We start from the raw sequence: 17,336 nt of genomic DNA, 5'->3' as shown, positions 1-17,336 counted from the left end.
CGGCAAGGATCGATGTTGGTGGCGTGGCCGTGAAGGTGCATTCCTCCCCAGACCAGTCCATTCTGCAGGGATGGCTGTGATGAGGCCGTCGTCGATCCGCACCGCGATACCGGCGTCGATCTCGCCGCCGAGCCGGAGAACCAGCGCCGGGCGGCAATGTCTGTGCGACAGTAGTCGTCGAAGATGTGCTTGCGATCTGGTTTACGCAGGAACACGTCCTGCACGCAGAAGAAGACAGCACCTGGTCGTAAGACTTTCGCTACTACTTCGAGAAACGCACACTTATCCATATAATCGGGGAATATAGCTCAATCGTACTCGGCGGGACTTCGGTCCTTTCGCTGATCGTTGAGGAGCAATCTGCTCAACGCATCATCGACGCTCAGCCACCGGTGCTCATCGCCGGATGCAATGATGGCATAGGTGTCGTTCAAGAATCGCGCCAGCACATCAGCCCTCGTTTCGAAGACGCCCTGTCCCGACGGGGCGGTCAGCGCGATCACCACGAGCTCAGGGTTGTCAGGTCGAGGGCTGATGCGCACGTTGCCGTCCCCGCTGCGGCTTACCAGCCCGGCGGAGAGGAGGTCGCGCGCGATCATCCAGTGAGCTTGGCTTGTCCGACCGGGATTGAAGATCATCTCCATCGCGTACGGATCGCGCGTTTCGTACCGCAGTTCGAGTTGGATCGGTGTGCTCACCACTGGTGGGGTCGCCAGGTCGAAGACCGTGGCGAAGCGGATGATCAGCCTGTGGTTCCTAACCATCAGATGCACTCCTGAAGCATCGAATCCCCCATCAAACGCAGCATGGTTACCCGCAACCACATCTGCTTCACCGCGTGTCAGATTCACGCGCGCTACCAGGCACCGCGCTGATCAAGACCGGCGAACCAACAGGACAACAATATTTCCCGACTTCCGGTCACGACGACACTCGCGCTCCACAGGGGAATCCCGGGCAGAGAGCATGCCCGGATGAACATCCTAGATTCCTCGAAGCATCACCAGATCTACTAGACAGCTGAAAACGCAGAGTTCAACGAGAAGCACTCCCCGCAATCTGATATAGGCCCACAATGGCTCACTTCCACCCCCACCGCAGCCGAAGCGCAGGAAGGCGCAGCAGCGATACCCGACAGGGTCAGCGAAGAACCCCGCGAGAAGCCAAGCCGCCGTGAGCCAACAACGCTCGACCGTCGATACGTAAACGTGCCACCATTCTCAGCCATACACGATGAATCCCCGAAGACAGGAACCGCGCATGATCACCAGGGACGGCGGCACCTCCGCCTTCGCCGCCGTTGTGGTGCGGAGCTGGCCTGGTAACTCGATTACGAATGCTGTGTAAGAGCGAATCGTGCGGAGCGCTCGTCTATGTGGCCGGAGCGGAACGGGAACTGGTTCGGCGCCGCATTGCCGTTCATCGGCATCGCCTTCGTCCTCGCCCTGGTCTTGAAGCAGATCCGCTCTCAGACGTCGCCGGGCTCGTCGCCCGCGGCGAGGCGATCGGCGGCGAGGAGGCAGAGCGGCTGGAAGCGGAGCTGCGCACGGGAACGACAGGCGTCGCCGAGCGGACCACCAGTGGGCAGCACGAGGAACCGGTCGGCTGAGCCGCCTGCTGGCTCAGCCCGCGAGTACTGCCGAGGCCGTCTCGGGGCTCGGCAGTACTCACAGGCGTCTCCTAGTCCAGCAGGTCCTCGATCGTGATCGGGATGTGGCGGACCCGGACGCCCGCGGCGTTGTAGATGGCGTTGGCGACGGCCGCTGCCATGCCGACCGTGCCGATCTCGCCCAGTCCCTTCGCGCCGACGGCGTTGTGCAGCGTGTCCGGGTACTTCACGAAGTGGACGTCGACATCGGGGATGTCAGCGTTCACCGGGACCAGGTAGCCGGCGAAGTCGGCGTTGGCCAGCCGACCGCTCTCCTCGATCTCCAGGGCCTCGTGCAGCGCGGCCGACACGCCCCAGATCATCCCGCCAATGGCCTGGCTGCGAGCCGCCTTCTCGTTGATGATCCGGCCGCAGTCGAACACGCCGAGGATCCGCGACAGCCTGGCCTCGCGCGTCCACTTGTGCACGCGGACCTCGCAGAACTGTGCGCCGAAGGAGCTGAACGAGTGCTTCGTCAGCTCCTCGCCGGGCGCCGAAGAACCGGTTGCGGAGATCGACGAGCGGCCCACCGCCCGCAGCACCTCGCCGAACGTCATCGCCCGGCCGTCTTCGGCCAGCACCCGCCCGTCCTCGTAGGAGAGCTCCGCGCCCTCCAACGGTGCGCCCGGTGACGACGTCAGCGCGAGCAGCGCGTCGATCACCTCGGTGGCGGCGATCATGACGGCCGAACCCGCGCTAGCCGTACCCGTCGACCCCCCGGACATGCCACCGGAGGGCAACGCCGAGTCGCCGAGCTTCGGCGTGATCCGGTCCGCCGGGATGGCCAGCGATTCCGCACCCACCAGGGCCAGCACGGTCAGCAGGCCGGTCCCGGGGTCCGAACCGCTGGTCGCCACCACGGCCGTGTCGTCGTCGCGCAGGGTGATCTCGACGGTGGCGGGGAACCGCAGGGCCGGGAACATGGCGGTGGCCACCCCCATGCCCACGAGCCAGTCGCCGTCGGCGCGGCCGCGCGGCGAGCGGTTCGCCCAGCCGAACCGCTCCGCGCCGATCTGGAAGCACTCGTCGAGGTGCTTGCTGGACCACTGAAGATCCTTGCCGGGCGGCGCGAGCGAGTTGTTCCGCAGGCGCAGCTCGATCGGATCCATGTCCAGCGCGACCGCCAGTTCGTCGATCGCGCTCTCCAACGCGAAGGACCCGGGTGCCTCCCCCGGCGCCCGCATGAACGTGGTCGGCGGGATGTTCAGCGGCACGATGTGCTGGCTGATCGACAGGTTCTGGGTGGCGTACCACTCCCGCGAGGTGCCGTGCGAGGTCGGCTCCACGAAGGACCGGTCCGCCGGTGTGCTGCACCACGAGTCGTGGCGCAGCGCGATCAGCGTGCCGTCGGCAGCCGCGCCGAGGGAGATCTTCTGCACCGTCGCGGCGCGGGTAGCCGTCGCGGTGAAGACCTGCTCCCTGGTGAGCGCGGCCTTGACCGGCCGACCGAGGGCTTTGGCCGCAGCTGCCGCAAGGAACGCCGGTGCGGAGGTGCGGGCCTTGCCGCCGAAAGCCCCGCCCACGAAGGGGTTCAGCGCGCGGACCGACGAGCCCTCCAGGCCCAGCGCAATGGCCAGTTCTGCCGCCTGCAGGTCGGAGGCCTGGTTCCCGCTGTAGATGGTCAGGCCGCCGGAATCCCACACCGCGACCGCGGAGTGCGGCTCCATCGCGGCGTGGTTCTGGGTCGCGGTGCTGTAGGTGGCCTCGACGACCACCGGGCTCGCACCCAGAGCGTCCTCAATGGACTCGACGTCTTCCGCGAGGACCGTGATGTCCTCGTTGGAGGGTGCGGGTTCGGCCGAAGCCAGGCCGTCCTGCAGCGAGGTCAGCGCAGGCCGGGCGTGGTAGGTGACCTCGATGAGCAGCGCCGCATCCCTGGCCTGCTCGAAGGTCTCGGCCACCACGAAGCCAATCGGCTGGCCGTAGTAGGTGACCTCCCGGTCCTGCAGCGGAACCCAGGTTTCGCCGAAGAACGGGGAGCTCGGTTTGCGCAGTTCCAGCGGGTCGAACGGCGTGTACACGCCGAGCACGCCTGGAGCGCTCTTCGCAGCGGTGACGTCCACGGCCTCGATCTCGCCGTGCGCGATCGTGCTGAGCACGACGTACCCGTACACCATGCCGGGGAAGTTGTTGTCCGCTCCGTACTTGGCCTGGCCGGTGACTTTCAGCGGGCCGTCCAGCCGACTGGTCACAGGCGGCTCCCTTCGGTCAGTTCGAGCAGTGCGCGGACGACGGTCCGCTTCAGCAAGGACACCTTGAAACCGTTCCCGGCCAACGGCCGAGCACCGTCGGCCGCCACGGACGCCGCGTCCTCGAAGGACGCCAGGGTGGCGGGTGCACCGCGCAGGGCATCCTCGACCGCGGGCAGCCGCCAAGGCACGGTCGCCACGCCACCGGCCGCCACCCGGGCGTCGACGATGCGGGAGTCCTGGACGTCCAGCGCGACCGCGGCGGAGCACAGCGCGAACTCGTAGGACTGCCGGTCCCGCACCTTGACATAGGTGGAACGCGCCGCCCAGTCCAGCCGCGGCACCAGGACCTCGCCGATCAGTTCGCCGGGGCGCAGATCGGTCTCCACCTCGGGCGTTTCCCCCGGCAGGCGGTAGCAGTCGGCCAGCTTGACCGTGCGGCCCCCGGTGGCGCTGACCAGCCGGAGCTCCGCATCGAGCGCGACCAGCGCGACCGCCAGGTCGCTGGCGTGCGTCGCCACGCACGAGTCGCTGGTGCCCAGCACGGCGTGCATCCGGTTCGCCCCCGAGATCGCGGGGCAACCGCTGCCGGGATTCCTGCGGTTGCAGGGCGTGGCGACGTCGCGGAAGTACGTGCAGCGGGTGCGCTGCAGCAGGTTCCCGCCGATGCTGGCCATGTTCCGCAACTGCTGGGAAGCGCTCTGCAGCAGGGCGCGGGAGATCGCCGGGTACACACCGGCGTGCTCGGCGACGTCGCTCATCCGCTCCAACGCGCCGATCCGCAACCCGTCGCTGGTGTCGATGCCGCGCAGCGGCAACCCGTTGATGTCCAAGACTTGTTGCGGCGTGAGGACGTTGAGCTTCATCAGGTCGACGAGAGTGGTCCCGCCGGCCAGGAACGTGCCGGGTGAAGCGAGCGCGGCTTCGATGGTCGGCGGTGCCGTGAGTTCAAAGGGACGCATCAGCCTGCCTCGCTTGTTCGACTGCCGCGACGATGTTCGGGTAGGCCGCGCAGCGGCAGATGTTGCCGGACATGAACTCGCGGACGTCCTCGACGCCCTGCTCCACCGCGGCTACGGCCGACATGACCTGCCCGGACGTGCAGAACCCGCACTGCAGGGCGTCCTGGTCGACGAACGCTTGCTGGACCGGGTGCAGCCGATCCCCGTCGGACAGGCCCTCCACCGTGGTCACCGCCCGCTTCACGGTGGCGGCCAGGGTGAGGCACGAAAGCACGGGCCTGCCGTCGACGTGCACGGTGCAGGCGCCGCACTGCCCCCGGTCGCAGCCCTTCTTTGGGCCGGTGACGCCGAGGTGTTCCCGCAAGGCGTCCAGCAGCGTCACGCCGGGGTCGACGGTCAGCTGTTCCGTCCTGCCATTGATTTCGAGTGAGATGTCCACTGGATCTCTTTCCCGCAGATCGCCCGGATCGGACGAGCATGGCGGCGTGGGTTGTCGTGGTGGGGACTGCGCCGATACCATCACTGAACAGGATAATTATCCGCTTCAGTTCTCGGATCCAACGCTAGCGGATTCTTATCCGCTCTGCAACGAGAGCGCTCGCCCGAAGTTGCCCCAGGTCGAGCGCGGTCGGTGCATTACATTCCGGGGAAGACGCGACAGCCAACCGGGAGGGACGATGACGACGGGCGCGGTAAGTCCCCGACGCGCGGACACCCGGCGCAACCACGAGCGCATCCTCACCGCGGCGGCGAAGTCGCTGGCCGGCTCGGGCGAGATCTCGTTCAACGCCATCGCGAAGCAGGCCGGCGTGGGCGTCGGCACCGTATACCGGCACTTCCCCGCTCCCGAAACGCTCATCCTGGCGGTCTACCAGCGCGAATTGCGGCACCTCGTCGACATCGTGCCGCCCCTGCTCGAGCAGCACTCCCCGGAACAGGCGTTCCAGATCTGGGTCACCGACCACCTGACGCACTACATGATGACCAAGCGAGGCCTGGCCAGGGCCCTCGGCGTCGCCAGGTTGTCGCACGGCGAACTGCCCGCCAACGCCCACGAAGCGATGGTCGGCGCGGTCGCCATGCTGCTGGAGGCCAACGTCGAGGCCGGAACCGTCCGCGCCGACCAGGATCCGGAAACGGTCCTGCGCGGACTGGGCGGCCTGTTCTACCTCGACCCCAGCGGCGACTGGCAGGGCCAGACCGCCAAGCTCATTGACCTGCTTTGGCGAGGTATGTGCACGGACGAAAACCGCCGGGGAAGCTGACCCACCACGGGCATCCGCTCCCGTCCCGGACGCGGCTTGCGATGATCGAGCCATGACTGAAGGAACCGGACGCGCCACCGTCCCGAGCGGTCCCACCGCGTGGGACGGCGACGACTACCAGCGAAACTTCGACGCACTGGCGGCTTCCGGGGCGAACGTGCACGGCGAAGCCGACTTCGTCCGCTCCTACTCACCCGCGAACGTCCTCGACGCCGGCTGCGGAACGGGCCGCGTGGCCATCGAACTGGCCCGGCACAACATCGAGGTCTTCGGAGCCGACCTCGACAGTTCGATGCTGGCCACCGCCCGGCAGTTGGCCCCGGAAATCCCCTGGACCCAGGCCAACCTTGCCGAACTCGACCTCGGGCGGACCTTCGACGTGGTCGTGATGGCCGGCAACGTCCCGCTGTTCACCCCGGTCGGCACCCAGGAGGCACTCGTGGCGGGCGTGGCCCGCCACGTGCGCCCCGGCGGAAGGCTCATCGCCGGCTTCAGACTCGACCGCGGCTACCGGATCACCCACTACGACGCGCACGCCGCAGCGGCCGGGCTCACGCTGACCGACCGGTTCGCCACTTGGGAACAAGCCCCCTTCGCCGACGGCGACTACGCGGTATCGGTCCACACCCGCTGACCACCGCCACCATCCACCGCGCAGCGAGCACCGCAACCGCCACAAGAGACGGTGAGAGGCAACGTCGGCGATCGTTGCCGATCCCTCGGGTTGGCGCTGCGCAGTGGTGCGTCGCGGGGCAAGTCGACACGCCAGGCCTCGATGATTCGGGGGTTTCGGCTGCATGAACTGCGAGGGCTACGGTGTCAGCACGATCCTGCCGAACACCTCGCCAGCATCCATCTTCTGGTGCGCCGGCACGGCTTCCTTCTACGGCAACAGCTCATGCACCACCGCATGCGGCTCGCCGCGACTTGCGGCAGCGAACTGCTGAGCCCTCACAGCACGTCGATCGAGTTCGGTCAAAGTGTCAGCGCTGAAGGTCGCGAACAACATCGACTTCTGGAACGCGGCCATCATCTTCGTGCCGAAGTCCGTCGGCGGCTGGCCCCCGACTGCGCCGACGGCCACCATGCGACCGTTCGAGCTGTGGCGCGGCGGCACTGGGCTCGTCGACACTCGGGGCATGCACCTGCTGCTGATCGCCGACACTCACCTCCCGAAACGCGCCAAGGCCCTGCCGGGCGAGGTCTGGGACGCAGTGTCAGCCGCCGACGTCGTCATCCACGCCGGTGACTGGGTCGATGTCGCGCTGCTGGACGAGCTGGCGGCGCGTAGCGCGCGGACGATCGGGGTGTACGGCAACAACGACGGTCCAGAACTGCGGAACCGGCTTCCCGAAATCGCCCGCGCCGAGCTGGACGGGGTCCGGCTCGCGGTGATCCACGAGACCGGCCCCGGGCAGGGACGGGAGACCAGGTGCGACCGGTGGTTTCCGGACACCGACGTGCTCGTGTTCGGGCACAGCCACATCCCGTGGGACACCACCACGCCCCGCGGTCTCCGACTGCTCAACCCCGGTTCGCCCACCGATCGCCGCCGTCAGCCGCACTGCACGTACCTGACCGCTGCGATATCCGGCGAGCAGATCGGAAACGTCGTGCTCCACCGCCTACCGCCGCGCACCGGTTGAACGCACAACGCCGCTGGGATCTCGAACCGGCGATGTGGCAGTTCAGTACAGCTCGATCACGATTTTGTCGCGATGGCCCGCCGAAACGCACAACGCGACGCTCTCGAAGCGGTTCTGAACAGCAGCGACCACAACGCGGTCACGTGACTTCGTGGCCGAAACCCGTCATGTGAAACCCTGGCATGACGACTTGGCGAGGAACATCGCGATCCGCCACGCGACCGAAGTGGAGGTCCACGCGGTTGTCCGGTTGCTGTCCGCCCGCGAGTGCGGGCGATACCCTTCCCGACCGGATCGTCCCCGGGCACGGGCACGACGAAGGACCGCTGGTCAAGCTCCCCGGCTGCACGTTCCGCATGGGCACGGACGATCCCGACCGCATCCTGGAGGACCGGGAAGGCCCAGTACGTCCCGTCACCGTCGCGCCGTTCGCGATCGACGTGCACTGCGTGTCCAACGCTCGCTTCGCCGCGTTCGTCGACACCACGGGCTACCGCACGGACGCCGAACGCTTCGGCTGGAGCTACGTGTTCGCGAAGTTCCTCCCCGGGCGCATCCGCGGGGCTTCGCCGCGCCCGGACCAGACACCGTGGTGGTGTGCGGTGCAGGGTGCGTTCTGGCGATGCCCGGAGGGACCGGACAGCGACGTCGGGGACCGCTGGGACCACCCCGTCGTGCACGTGTCCTGGCACGATGCCGCCGCCTACTGCGCGTGGGCCGGACGGCGGCTGCCGACGGAAGCCGAATGGGAATACGCGGCCCGTGGTGACCTCGACCAGGCCCGCTACCCCTGGGGCGACGAACTGACCCCGAACGGGGAACACCGGTGCAACATCTGGCAAGGCCGGTTCCCCGTGCACAACAGCGGGGATGACGGGCACCTCGGCACCGCCCCCGTCGACGCATACCAGCCGAACGGCTTCGGGCTGCACAATGTCTCCGGCAACGTGTGGGAATGGTGCGCCGACTGGTTCGACCCAGGCGAGCAGAGCCGGTCCCTGCGCGGCGGTTCGTACCTGTGCCACGATTCCTACTGCAACCGCTACCGAGTCGCCGCACGTACCGCGAACACGCCGGACAGTTCCAGTGGCAACACCGGATTCCGCACCGCGGCCGACGTGCGAGCTTGATTCGATGGGGCACCGCGACCGTTGCTCGGCGCCGGGCCGAGCGCCACGGTTGGACCGGTCCGCGAGCGGGTAAAACATCGGCTAAGGCCTTTTCACCCCCCACGTGACCGATCCTGTCGAGCACGTCCTGCCAGCGGGAAGCGGAAATGGTCAGGCCAGGCGATCGGCCAACCCCGCCCACCCTGGGAGTCGAGGAGGAGTTCCTCCTCGTGGACCCGGAGACCTTGCAGCCTGCGGGCAGCGGGGTGGCTGTTTCGCGCGTCTGGTACGGCGGCGACCAGGGTGAGGTGCACCCCGAGTTGGCTCCCGCCCAGATCGAGGCGGCGAGCTCGGTGTGTCACGACCTCCACGAACTGCGCCGGACGTTGATCCAGCTGCGGATGGAGCTCGCCACCGCCGCCGCCGAGCACGGCTGGCGACTGGTCGCCATCGGGGCGGCACCGACCGGGCAACCGGGACCACCGCCGGTCACCGACACGCCCCGATACCGGCGGATATACGCCGAGTACGGCCCGATCGTCGAGGGGCAAGGGGTGTGCGGGTGCCACGTGCACGTGGGCACTCCCGATCTGGAGTCGACGCTGCGTGCGAGCAATTGGCTGCGCCCGTGGCTGCCGGCCCTGCTGCTGGTCACCACGAATTCGCCGTTCTACCGCGGCGTCGACACCGGCTTCGCGAGCTGGCGTTTCGCCTTGTGGTCCCGGTTGCCGACAGCGCGCCCAGCACCCCACTTCACCTCGGTGGCGCATTACCGCGGCATCCTCGACTGCCTCCTGGCATCCGGCATGGTGATCGACCCCGGCATGATCTACTGGTATGCGCGACCTTCCGCACACGTGCCGACCCTGGAGGTTCGGGTCGCCGACGCCGCCGCGACCGTGGACGAGGCCGTGCTGCTCGCCGGGCTAACCCGCGCATCGGTGACCGCCGCGCTCGCACCGGAGGACCGGCTGCGCGGCCCCGAACACGTCGATGACCAAATGCTGTGGGCCGCGTGCTGGCGCGCCGCTCGGGACGGGCTCGAGGGAGATGCCCTGGACGCCACCACCGGCCGGCTGATCCCCGCTTGGCAACATCTGACCGGTCTGGTCGAACACCTGCGCCCGGTGCTCGAAGACAACGGCGATCTCGAGTTGATCACCCAGCTCTTGCACACCTTGCGGGCGCGCGGCAGCGCCGCGAGCCGTCAGCGTTCGGTGTACGGCCGCCACTTCGACATCAGGGATGTCGTCGACCACGCCGTGACCGAGACGTGCCGCACGCGAACCGCTGAAAACAGGCCCTGACCAGCCATTTCGACTTCGCTCCCCGGCTGGGGGCGGATCATGTGTTTTCGGCGGATCTTCCGGGTAGGTCTCTGTATATGACTCGGACAGGAGATGCCATGAGGACACCACTGCACGCCTTGGCAGAGCATGGACAGAGCCCGTGGGTCGACTACTTGTCCCGGCAGTTCGTCCGCGACGGTGACTTGGCCGAGCTCGTGGAGCGGGGATTGGCTGGGGTGACGTCAAATCCCACGATCTTCCAGGGCGCCATCGCGGAAGGCGACTACTACGACGATCAGCTCCGCGAGGTGCTGGCCACCGAGACCGACCCCAAGGAGGTCTTCCTGGCCATCGCGCGTGAGGACATCCGGTCCGCCTGCGACGCGCTCCGCCCGGTCTTCGACCGCAGCGGGGGCACCCGGGACGGATGGGTCTCCTTGGAAGTCGATCCGCAACTGGCGAACGACACGCAGGCCACCATCGACGAAGCCGCTCGCCTGCACCGGATGATCGATCGCCCGAATCTGTTCGTGAAGATCCCCGGTACGCAGGCCGGCCTGCCTGCGATCGAGGAAACGATCGCCAGCGGGATCCCGGTCAACGTGACGCTGCTGTTCGCCTTGGAACGGCACCGCAGCGCCGCCCAGGCCTACTTGCGGGGGTTGCGGCGACTCCGCGACAACGGCGGCGACCTGCGGTCGGTCGCGTCCGTGGCGTCGTTCTTCGTCTCGCGGGTGGATACCGAAGCCGACCGTCGGCTAGACGCGATCGGTGGGCACGACGAGATCAAAGGCACCCTCGCGATCGCGAACGCCAAACTCGCTTACCAGACCTACGAGGAGGTGTTCACCGGTGCCGACTGGGCGGAACTCGCTGCGGCCGGCGCGAGCCCGCAGCGCTGTCTCTGGGCCTCCACTTCGACCAAGAACCCGCAGTACAGCGACGTTCTTTACGTCGAAGAGCTCATCGGTGCCCAGACGGTGAACACCATGACGAGGGAGACGCTGCAGGACTTCCAGGACCACGGGCACGTCGCCGACACGCTGGAGCGCGATGTGGACGAAGCCCGCCGCACCTTCGACCGGTTCGCCGCCGCTGGTGTCGACTACGACGACGTGACCGCCGTGCTGGAACGCGAAGGAGTGGAAAAGTTCGCCGCCTCGTTCCGGAAGTTGTTCGACGAGATCATGCACAAACGCGACCAACTGGTGCGGGCGTGAACGCCCCCGGTCGAACCGCGCGGTAAGACGACGCCGTAGTGGAGTGGAGTGGGGTTCGTGCTGGACCTGCCATTGCGGTGGCGTGTAGGAGCGCGGCATGTTCGACTCGGCCACTTTCGCCGCAGCTGACGTGATCCACGAGCCGTGGACCGGTCACGACACCCAGACGCTCGTGGTGGCGGCGATCGGGATCGCCATCGTGGTACTGCTGATCGTCGCGGCGAAGGTGCACGGCTTCCTCTCGCTGACCATCGGTTCCCTCTTCGTCGGGATCGGGTCCGGCATCGGACTGGGCAAGGCCGCCCTCTCGTTCGAGAAAGGCGTCGGCGACGTGCTCCGCAGCGTCGGCGTGCTGATCGTGCTCGGTGCGATGCTCGGCAAGCTGCTCGCGGACTCCGGCGGGGCTTCAAGCAGGTGCTCGTGGACGGCGGCGCAGGCATCGCGATCGGGAAGGCCGCCGTGGCGTTGAGCCTATCCACGCTCGCGCTGGGCTGGCTGGTGGCTGTGATGGTGCGGCTTGCGACCGGATCGGCCACGGTCGCAACCGTTACGGCGTCGGGCATCGTGGCCCCGTTCGCCGCCGACCTGCAGCCGACGCACCTGGCTCTGGTCGTGCTGGCCATCGGTGCCGGCTCGCTGTTCTTCTCCCGCGTCAACGACGCCGGCTTCTGGCTGGTCAAGGAGTACTTCGGCATGACCATCGGCCAGACCATCAAGTCCTGGTCGGTGATGGAGACGATCATCTCCGTGGTCGGCCTCGCCCTGACGCTGCTGCTGTGGACGTTGCTCTAGCGCCAGGTCAGAAACAACGAAATTATGGAAAACCTTGAAGCCGCAGGACAAAACAAGTGCAGCAGCGCCGATCGTCTGACGGACGAGCCGTCACCCGCGGTGGTCAGAGCCAGCCGCGGCGTTTGAAGATGGCGTACAGGCCGAGGCACACGGCGGCCATGAGGACGAGGGCGAAAGGATAGCCGAGCCCCCAGTGCAGTTCGGGCATGGCGTCGAAGTTCATTCCGTAAACCGTGCCGATCAGAGTGGGGGCGAACAGGATCGCGGCCCAGGCGGAGATCTTCTTGATCTCCTCGTTCTGCGCGTAGCTGGCCTCGGTCATCTTCTTCATCTCTTCGTTCTGGGCCTGGGTGACCAGCGTGGCATTGACTGTGAGGATGTTGTCCAGCATCTGCCGGAACCCGTCGACCCGTTCGGCGACGGTGGTGGCGTGGTCGGTGACGTCCCGCAGGTACCGCTGGAGCTCCTCGTCGATGCCGTACTTCTCGAAACCCGCCTCGAGGCTGCGCAGGATCCCCAGCAGCGGACCGGTGGCCCGCTGGAACTCGATGACCTCGCGTGAGAGCTCGTAGATCCGCCGCGACACGTGCGGATCGGCGCCGAAGACCTCGGTCTCGATCTCGTCGATGTCGTTCTGCAGCCCGGCGATAACCGGCGCGTACCCGTCGACGACGTTGTCCAGCACCGCGTAGAGCACCGCTTCCGGCCCCCGGCCCAGCAGGTCCGGGTCGGCCTCCATCCGGTGGCGCACCGCCGCCAGGTCCGGGGCCTGGCCGTGGCGGACCGTGAGGACGAAGTTCGGGCCGATGAACAGGTGCAGTTCGCTGAAGCTGACTTCCTCGGACTCGTCCAGGTAGCGGGCGGCCCGCAGCACCACGAACAGCGTTTCGCCGTAGCGCTCGATCTTGGGACGCTGGTGGGCGACGATCGCGTCCTCCACCGAGAGCTTGTGCAGGTCGAATTCCTCGGCCGCGGCCAGCAGTTCTTCCTCCGCGGGCCGGTAGAGCCCGATCCAGGCCATGGTGCCGGCCGCGCCGGGCAGGTGCCGGTACGTCTCTGCGAGGCTGGAGGGCGTCGCCACCCGGCGCCCATCCCGGTAGATCGCGGTGTCCACCAACGGCCGATCCGCCAACGGCACCTCTTCGGCCACGAGCGGATCCATCGACCGCTCCGGAGCCCGTGCCCGATCATCCGGGTTCGTCGCCTCCCGGACTCGCTTGGCGAGTCGCAACGGCCGCCACTCGGACATCGCACACCTCCTGGACGATCGGGGCAAGCGTTGGCCACGGGACGCAAGCGCGTCCCGGTCGCCACCGCGCTGAGCGTACCCACTGCCATCGGCGGTTCGTCGAAGTCGGCCGGTCAACCCGGCCCGTCCGTCAGCTGTGCTCGCCGCCTGCTCGGTGATCGCGCGAAGGCCCGTGACGAGATCATCCGCGCTGGGCGCGTTGTCCGGATCGGGCAGCCAATGGGTCAGCAGGACTACGGCCACCTGCTCGCAGCCGTGGGAGCTGCCCCAGGTCAAGCACCATTTCGGCGACGCTTTCGGCCACGCACGCCAGCACCGACGCGCGCCCCCGAACGGCGGGCGCCATTATGCTCACTCGGGACGGTCGAGTTGCTCGCCGTGGTGTTCCAGCAGCGCCGCCAGGCGCCGCACCTCGGCCGCCACCGTCGGATCTTGGTCGCAAATCCGGTCCGCGAGGTGTCCAACGCAGGCCACCACCGCTGCGCAGCACCGCAAGATGTGCCCTCGCGCCTCCGGGGAAGACCAGCACTGCTCATGCTCCAGGCAGTTGCCGACCAGCCAGCACGCCAGGCTGAGTTCGTGGACGATCTGGTTGTGCAGTCCAAACACTTCTTCGTCGTACATGCGTGGAGGGTGCGGGATGTCGCTGACTTCGGCCCGTCGAATCGGCGGCCAGTCCGGCAACCGGATCATCAGCAGCGTCGATCGTGCTCACCGCGCGAGACTGCGCCGAGGATTCTGCGCACCATGCCACCGAAGACCAAGCCGTGGAACGGCGCGACACCCCACCAGTACATGTGTCCGAGCAGCCCTCTCGGGATGAAGATCGCGCACTGCCGGTAGCTCGCGCCGCCGTGCGCGGGTTCGACGGACAGCTCCAACCACGCCCGTCCGGGCACCTTCATCTCGGCGCGCAGCCGGAGAAAACGGCCCTCTTCTATCTTCTCGACGCGCCACCAGTCCAGCGCGTCTCCGGTGCGCAGTCGTCGCGGATCCCGCCGACCGCGGCGCAGGCCGACCCCACCGGCCAGTCGGTCCATCCACCCCCGCACCGCCCACGCGAGCGGGAACGAATACCAACCGTTGCGACCGCCGATGCCCTCGACGACCCGCCAGACGTCCTCCGGGGACGACTTCGACGCACCCTCGCGCACGTCCCGGTAGACCGTGCCGCCGGACCACGATGGGTCGGTTGGAAGCGCCTCCCACGGGGCACCGGTCGGTGAGGCGTCCGCCCACCGCGTCTCGACCTCGCCGCGCTGAATCTTGCGCAACGCCATCGCGACGGCGTCCCGGAAGCAGGTCAATCCGCCCTCGGGCGGCGGGAGGTAGTCTCCGACGTCCTGGTCGGAGCAGACCGCCTCGTTGACCAGCGATTGGATGAGCGGCGCGCCAATGCTGCGCGGCACCGGCGTGACGATGTTGATCCAATGGGAGCTGAGCTTGGGCGAGAGGACCTTGACCGGCAGCATCACCCGCCGCGGTAACCCGGCCACCGCGGCATATGTGTTCATCATGTCCGCATAGGTCAGCACGTCCGGGCCACCGATGTCGAAGCTCCGGTTGACGTCGGCCGGCAGGTCGATGGCGGCGGCCAGGTAGTGCAGCACGTCCCGCACGGCGATCGGCTGAACCCGGTTGCGCACCCAGCGCGGCGTGACCATAACCGGCAGGCGCTCGGTGAGGTAGCGCAGCATCTCGAAGCTCGCGGAGCCGGAGCCGATGATCACCGCCGCCTGCAGCACCACGGTGGGCACCCCGCTGCCCAGCAGGATCTCACCGACCTCGGCACGCGAGTGGAGGTGCTCGGAAAGCTCTCCGGAAGCGGGATGCACACCACCCAGGTACACGATCCGCGAAATCCCGGCCCGCTCGGCCGCCCGAGCCGCGATGGACGCCGAACGCCGGTCCAGATCGCTGAATCCCTTCTGCTGCAAGGAATGCACGAGGTAGAACAGGACATCGACGCCGTCGCAGGCGGCGCGCACCGCGTCGGCGTCGAGCAGGTCCCCGCGCGCCACCTCCACCTGGTCTCGCCACGGCACGTCACGGAGCTTCTCCGGCGAGCGGACCAGGCAGCGCACGCGGTGGCCATCGGCGAGCAGGCGCGGTACGAGCCGACCGCCGACGTAGCCGGTCGCCCCGGTCACCAGGCACAACTTCGATGCACCAGCCGCCATCCCGCCAACACTAGGGACCGCTGGTCCTGCCGCAAGTCGTGCCTGCCCGGCCCATCCGCGGTCCGGCCGACTGGTAGCGTCGGTCAGGTTCCGGTGTAGACGGACGAGGTCGATGCCATTGCGTACGGCGATCTGCCTTTTCACCCGCGACCTGCGGGTGCACGACAACCCTGTCCTGCACCACGCCGCGCGGGCCGATCGCGTGGCTCCCCTTTTCGTGTTCGACGAAACGTTGCTCCAGTTGCCCTTCGCCCGGCCGAACCGGATCGCGTTCCTGCTGGGTTGCCTGCGGGACCTCCGGAGATCGCTGGGTGAGGCCGGCGGCGGCCTCGTCGTCCGGCACGGCACCCCGGCCGTCGAGGTCGCTCGGCTGGTCGACGAGGTGGGTGCGACGGAGGTGCACGTCGCCGCAGACGTCAGCGCCTACGCGCGGTCCCGGGAGAACGGGCTGCGGCTCGCCCTGACCGACCGCGGCTGCACGCTGCACGTCCACGAAGCCGTGGTCACCGCACACCCGCCGGGCCACGTCACGCCAGCCGGTAAGGACCACTTCGCGGTGTTCACCCCGTACTTCCGGCACTGGGCGGAAACGCCGCCGCGGCGCACCGCTGCGGCACCGGGGGCGCTGCGGATGCCCGATGGCGTGCGGACCGGGCCGATGCCGGCCCGCGAGGACCTCTGCCCGGGCGAGCTGTCCCCCGACCTGCCGCGCGGCGGGGAGACCACGGCTCGGCAGCGGATGCTGCAGTGGTTCGAACAGGGCGTTGCCGATTACGACGAGGGGCACGACGACCTCGCGGGGGACGCGACGTCACGGCTGTCGCCCTACCTGCACTTCGGCTGCCTGTCGCCGGTGGAAATCCTCGCGTGCGCCGGCCGCAGCGAACCCGAACGCGCCTTCGTCCGCCAGCTCGCCTGGCGGGATTTCCACCACCAGATGCTGGCCGCGCGGCCGGGGTGCAGCCACCTCGACTACCGGTCCCGGGGCGACCGGTGGCGCGACGACCCGGAGGCGTTCCGGGCTTGGCGGGACGGACGCACCGGCATACCCATCGTCGACGCCGGGATGCGCCAGCTCAGCCGAGAGGGCTGGATGCACAACCGGGCGCGGCTGATCACCGCCAGCTTCCTCACCAAAACCCTCCACCTCGACTGGCGGCTCGGCGCGCAGCACTTCTTCGACCTGCTCGTCGACGGGGACGTCGCCAACAACGACATGAACTGGCAGTGGGTCGCTGGCACCGGAGCCGACACCCGACCCAACCGGGTGCTGAACCCGATGCGCCAGGCCGAGCGGTACGACCCGAGCGGCGAGTACATCCGCCGGTACGTGCCGGAACTCGCCAGCCTCTCGACGGCCGCCCTGCAGGACCCCCGGCGCATGGATCCGGCCGAACGCGACCGGCTCGGCTACCCCGCGCCGCTCGTCGACGTCGACGAGGCCAACACGCACTTCCGCAACACGCGGGGGAAGTCCTGACGCCGAAGCCGCGCGAAGAGGCCCACTGAATCTTCCATTCCGTTCAGCGGGTCTCCACCAAGGTCGAGGTCCGAACCTGCACCCCTCGCCCCCAGCATGTCCACAAGAGACAGTTACTGGCGAACCCGGTAAACCGCAGCAACAAACCGACGCTGGACGCACGAAAATGCGGCGGCGGAGACTGGCCGACCTCGCAGGTGTTGCGGAATCATTTGGGTGTGGCTCTTTTGGAGTGAGCTGGTGGACGTGTGTGATCAGCGATTTCGCTGGGTGGTGATCCTGGAAGGGCTCCTTCTCGTTACGTTCG

The 17,336-nt window shown here is 67.9% G+C and carries 16 protein-coding genes and 1 pseudogene; 10 read left to right on the top strand and 7 right to left on the bottom strand.

Translation table 11 applies throughout. The features are described 5' to 3' along the window. Positions 1-308: 308 nt before the first annotated feature. Entirely contained in the window at positions 309-851 is a 543-nt protein-coding gene (locus tag ACWDKQ_RS16940; RefSeq protein ID WP_450139682.1) for an SsgA family sporulation/cell division regulator, read from the bottom strand. 524 nt (positions 852-1,375) lie between these two features. Between ACWDKQ_RS16940 and ACWDKQ_RS16935 the strand changes: the two genes are divergently transcribed. Beyond that, positions 1,376-1,609 (top strand): hypothetical protein, encoded by a 234-nt coding sequence (locus ACWDKQ_RS16935; RefSeq protein WP_450139681.1) that lies wholly within the window; start codon positions 1,376-1,378, stop codon positions 1,607-1,609. A 71-nt stretch (positions 1,610-1,680) separates the two neighbouring features. Here ACWDKQ_RS16935 and ACWDKQ_RS16930 read toward each other — a convergent pair whose 3' ends face one another. From ACWDKQ_RS16930 to ACWDKQ_RS16920, 3 genes are read right to left on the bottom strand one after another with little or no spacing between them, the layout of a single operon-like run. Next, entirely contained in the window at positions 1,681-3,840 is a 2,160-nt protein-coding gene (locus ACWDKQ_RS16930) for a xanthine dehydrogenase family protein molybdopterin-binding subunit (RefSeq protein ID WP_450139680.1), read from the bottom strand. After that, a complete protein-coding gene (locus ACWDKQ_RS16925; RefSeq protein WP_450139679.1) occupies positions 3,837-4,799 on the bottom strand; it encodes an FAD binding domain-containing protein in 963 nt (320 codons plus the stop codon). The genes ACWDKQ_RS16930 and ACWDKQ_RS16925 overlap by 4 nt, the downstream gene beginning before the upstream one ends. Continuing rightward, on the bottom strand, positions 4,786-5,238 hold the full coding sequence (locus ACWDKQ_RS16920; protein ID WP_101376830.1) for a (2Fe-2S)-binding protein: 453 nt from the start codon (positions 5,236-5,238) through the stop codon (positions 4,786-4,788). The genes ACWDKQ_RS16925 and ACWDKQ_RS16920 overlap by 14 nt, the downstream gene beginning before the upstream one ends. A 238-nt stretch (positions 5,239-5,476) precedes the next feature. Here ACWDKQ_RS16920 and ACWDKQ_RS16915 point away from each other — a divergent pair, with 238 nt between their 5' ends. The 8 genes and pseudogenes from ACWDKQ_RS16915 to ACWDKQ_RS16880 all read left to right on the top strand — a co-directional run. Beyond that, the gene (locus ACWDKQ_RS16915; RefSeq protein ID WP_450139678.1) at positions 5,477-6,064 is read left to right on the top strand and encodes a TetR/AcrR family transcriptional regulator; all 588 of its coding nucleotides are present in this window, start codon (positions 5,477-5,479) and stop codon (positions 6,062-6,064) included. 52 nt (positions 6,065-6,116) lie between these two features. After that, positions 6,117-6,698: a class I SAM-dependent methyltransferase gene (locus ACWDKQ_RS16910; protein WP_450139677.1), complete on the top strand. Its 582-nt coding sequence runs from the start codon at positions 6,117-6,119 to the stop codon at positions 6,696-6,698. A 505-nt stretch (positions 6,699-7,203) separates the two neighbouring features. Next, on the top strand, positions 7,204-7,710 hold the full coding sequence (locus tag ACWDKQ_RS16905; RefSeq protein ID WP_450139699.1) for a metallophosphoesterase family protein: 507 nt from the start codon (positions 7,204-7,206) through the stop codon (positions 7,708-7,710). 242 nt (positions 7,711-7,952) lie between these two features. Beyond that, positions 7,953-8,840 (top strand): formylglycine-generating enzyme family protein, encoded by an 888-nt coding sequence (locus ACWDKQ_RS16900; RefSeq protein WP_450139676.1) that lies wholly within the window; start codon positions 7,953-7,955, stop codon positions 8,838-8,840. Positions 8,841-8,986: 146 nt separating this feature from the next. Then, positions 8,987-10,126 (top strand): carboxylate-amine ligase, encoded by a 1,140-nt coding sequence (locus ACWDKQ_RS16895; protein ID WP_450139675.1) that lies wholly within the window; start codon positions 8,987-8,989, stop codon positions 10,124-10,126. Between the two features lie 98 nt (positions 10,127-10,224). Further along, a complete protein-coding gene (gene tal / locus ACWDKQ_RS16890) occupies positions 10,225-11,328 on the top strand; it encodes a transaldolase (RefSeq protein WP_450139674.1) in 1,104 nt (367 codons plus the stop codon). 97 nt (positions 11,329-11,425) lie between these two features. After that, a complete protein-coding gene (locus ACWDKQ_RS16885; RefSeq protein WP_450139673.1) occupies positions 11,426-11,797 on the top strand; it encodes a GntT/GntP/DsdX family permease in 372 nt (123 codons plus the stop codon). Beyond that, positions 11,719-12,120 (top strand): annotated as a pseudogene (locus tag ACWDKQ_RS16880) (GntT/GntP/DsdX family permease); the annotation flags it as partial. The gene ACWDKQ_RS16885 and the pseudogene ACWDKQ_RS16880, both read left to right, overlap by 79 nt. 103 nt (positions 12,121-12,223) lie before the next feature. Here ACWDKQ_RS16880 and corA read toward each other — a convergent pair. The 3 genes from corA to ACWDKQ_RS16865 all read right to left on the bottom strand — a co-directional run bounded on the left by corA (position 12,224) and on the right by ACWDKQ_RS16865 (position 15,549). Next, positions 12,224-13,369, bottom strand: a complete 1,146-nt coding sequence (corA, locus tag ACWDKQ_RS16875; protein ID WP_450139672.1) for a magnesium/cobalt transporter CorA — start codon at positions 13,367-13,369, stop codon at positions 12,224-12,226. A gap of 351 nt (positions 13,370-13,720) precedes the next feature. Further along, positions 13,721-14,062 carry a hypothetical protein gene (locus ACWDKQ_RS16870; RefSeq protein ID WP_450139671.1) on the bottom strand — a complete coding sequence of 114 codons (342 nt, stop codon included), beginning with the start codon at positions 14,060-14,062 and terminating at the stop codon, positions 13,721-13,723. Further along, on the bottom strand, positions 14,062-15,549 hold the full coding sequence (locus tag ACWDKQ_RS16865; RefSeq protein WP_450139670.1) for an SDR family oxidoreductase: 1,488 nt from the start codon (positions 15,547-15,549) through the stop codon (positions 14,062-14,064). The genes ACWDKQ_RS16870 and ACWDKQ_RS16865 overlap by 1 nt, the downstream gene beginning before the upstream one ends. Positions 15,550-15,661: 112 nt before the next feature. On the opposite strand from ACWDKQ_RS16865, the gene ACWDKQ_RS16860 reads away from it, so the two are divergent. Then, positions 15,662-17,029 (top strand): cryptochrome/photolyase family protein, encoded by a 1,368-nt coding sequence (locus tag ACWDKQ_RS16860; protein ID WP_450139669.1) that lies wholly within the window; start codon positions 15,662-15,664, stop codon positions 17,027-17,029. Positions 17,030-17,336 lie beyond the last annotated feature (307 nt).

The organism is Saccharopolyspora sp. NPDC000995 (assembly GCF_053599315.1).
This window is presented reverse-complemented; position numbering and strand designations above follow the sequence as displayed.